At 33.9% G+C, this 2179-nt stretch carries 3 protein-coding genes and 1 pseudogene; 2 read left to right on the top strand and 2 right to left on the bottom strand.

Annotation, left to right across the window (positions count from 1 at the left end; genetic code table 11):
- A pseudogene (locus tag FTV31_RS16355) lies at positions 1 to 149 on the top strand (mobilization protein); the annotation flags it as partial.
- 2 nt (positions 150 to 151) lie between these two features.
- The gene (locus FTV31_RS16350) at positions 152 to 463 is read left to right on the top strand and encodes an HU family DNA-binding protein (RefSeq protein ID WP_159516832.1); all 312 of its coding nucleotides are present in this window, start codon (positions 152 to 154) and stop codon (positions 461 to 463) included.
- Here FTV31_RS16350 and FTV31_RS16345 read toward each other — a convergent pair.
- Positions 460 to 756, bottom strand: a complete 297-nt coding sequence (locus FTV31_RS16345) for a hypothetical protein (RefSeq protein ID WP_159516833.1) — start codon at positions 754 to 756, stop codon at positions 460 to 462. The genes FTV31_RS16350 and FTV31_RS16345 overlap by 4 nt on opposite strands.
- On the bottom strand, positions 753 to 1694 hold the full coding sequence (gene repM / locus FTV31_RS16340; RefSeq protein WP_087554602.1) for a replication initiation protein RepM: 942 nt from the start codon (positions 1692 to 1694) through the stop codon (positions 753 to 755). Before repM ends, FTV31_RS16345 begins: the two co-directional genes overlap by 4 nt.
- Positions 1695 to 2179: the final 485 nt, after the last annotated feature.

The raw sequence follows: 2179 nt of genomic DNA, 5'->3' as shown, positions 1-2179 counted from the left end.
GGCGTAAAATTTTGCTCGGTTCTTACTTGATTAAGAAAATGCAGGCAAATGAAGCCAATAAAGAAAAAATACTCGCTGAACTCAACGAATATTTAACAGAAAATAGAGATCGACAGCTTTTTGACTTACCAAATATTGAGGACAATTAATTATGAATAAAGCCGATTTAATTGCCAAATTAGCACCTAAATTAAATATTAATCAAGATGAAGCAAGAGTTGTTCTTAATTCTGTTCTTGAAGTCATTACAGAAGCCCTGGTTGAAGATAAAAATGTCCGATTAGTTGATTTTGGGACTTTTGAAGTAAAACAGCGTGCCGAAAGAATGGGACACAATCCTAAAACTGGCGAAAAACTTAAAATTGAAGCTAAGGAAATTGTCACTTTTAAACAAGGCAAGGCTTTGGGAGAGCAATTTACTGTTAAGCCTAAGCAAAAAAGTAAAGTTAAGAAGAAAGCCTAATTTTTCTTAGCTCTTTGCTTTTCTTGTTCGGCTTTATACTCTGGAATTAGCTCATTTAAGACTTTTTGGATATTTACTTTATCCTTGATCTGCAAATTATCCCGATAGTAAATTAAGTCCTCTATTTTGCTTTCCATCTGCATTTTTTCAGTGGGTTCTGCATTCTGGGATATTCGGGATAATAGAAAGATATAACCGCAGATATTCTCCCTCGCAATTTCATAATTAACGATGTCGGTATACTCAATTTGAACGCCTTGAAAATTGGCTGTTAGGTTCTCCAGTTGCATCATGATTTAAATCCTGCTTTCTCTAAAAATGGGTAAAGTTCTCTAAATTTTTCAGGCTCTAAAAGCATGTCAGCGATACGAATAGCAAATTGTTGGTAGCTTTCTGTACCTTTTGAATATTTACTCATTTCAGGCATTTCTGACATTTTATTGGCAAATAAATGGCGTTGTGCATCGGTCATTTTTATAAAAAAGTCAGGGGTGTTAGGGTCACGCTTAGTATTAATTTTAGGTTTATCGTCTTTTTTTTGCTTAAACTTAAATGAAAACCCAGAAATGATACGTCCTTGCTTGTGTTGTTCGTAACTTACTGTGATATCTGTATATTTATTAATTTGTTTAATAGCAGGGTCTAAGACACGATTCTTAAAATCATAGACTCTAGGATATTCATGCTCCTCAATAGCAAGGCGTTCTCTTAACGTATTTAATTCTATTACTGGAACAACTTTCGTGCTTTGCCATTGAATCATCATTTCATAAAGGCGAATAGCATAAACGCTCGTTAATTGGGCTGTTTTAGATAATCTATATCGTGTGAAACAATCTTTCAGTTGTCCAATCATGCTAAAAACATCATCGGCTAACTGAAATTTAATATATCCCTGCGTATCTGCATAACTAATTTTTTGTACCCATCTCGATTTAACACATTCTATAAAATCAGGTTTTTGATAGACCCGATCATACGTGAAGTAACGGTTAAATAATCGCTCACTTGCATCCCTTAATACCTTATAAGCATCGGATTCATCAGTATTAAATAGCTTGGAGTAATCTTTTGCATATACTCTAAATTCTCGTGTGTGGAATAAGCCTTTATCACTTTCATATTCAGCTAATTCAGTGAAGGCTACATGTAGTATTCGATATTCAGTCAAACTGAGATTAAAGCAAGCTTCAACAAGAGTATTACTTTTTATAACTAGATCATTTTTCATTTGGTTTAAGGATTATTTTTCTGCAATAAAACGACACTATATTATAAAAGCGTTAATTAAAACAACAACATTATTTTTTATTGTCGTTATATAGGGTAAATCTGTCGTTGTATAAGGGTAAATCTGTCGTTGTATAAGGGTAAATCTGTCGTTGTATAAGGGTAAATCTGTCGTTGTATGAGGCTGAAGAGTATTGCTATATAAGGCTTTCATGCTGTCTAAAACTATTAAAACTATTAAAACTATTAAAAAGGGAAAAACTATTAAAACTGCCCTATGTACTCGCTAAAGCTCGTACTCTATTGAAGCTCGTTCCTCGCTTCGTGGGGCAGTTTTTGGTTAATCCTGTTTGTGAAATCTAAAAGCAAAAGCATTGATAATGTATTCGCTTCGCTCATACTTTTTGAAAAGCAAAAGCTCCAAAGTTCGCACCCATTCGGGATGCTCTGTACCTACCGTTTAAAATCGAAAGGGAGCTTGTAATC

Origin of the sequence: Acinetobacter sp. YH16031, assembly GCF_013417335.1 — a bacterium.
GTDB lineage: Bacteria > Pseudomonadota > Gammaproteobacteria > Pseudomonadales > Moraxellaceae > Acinetobacter.
This window is presented reverse-complemented; position numbering and strand designations above follow the sequence as displayed.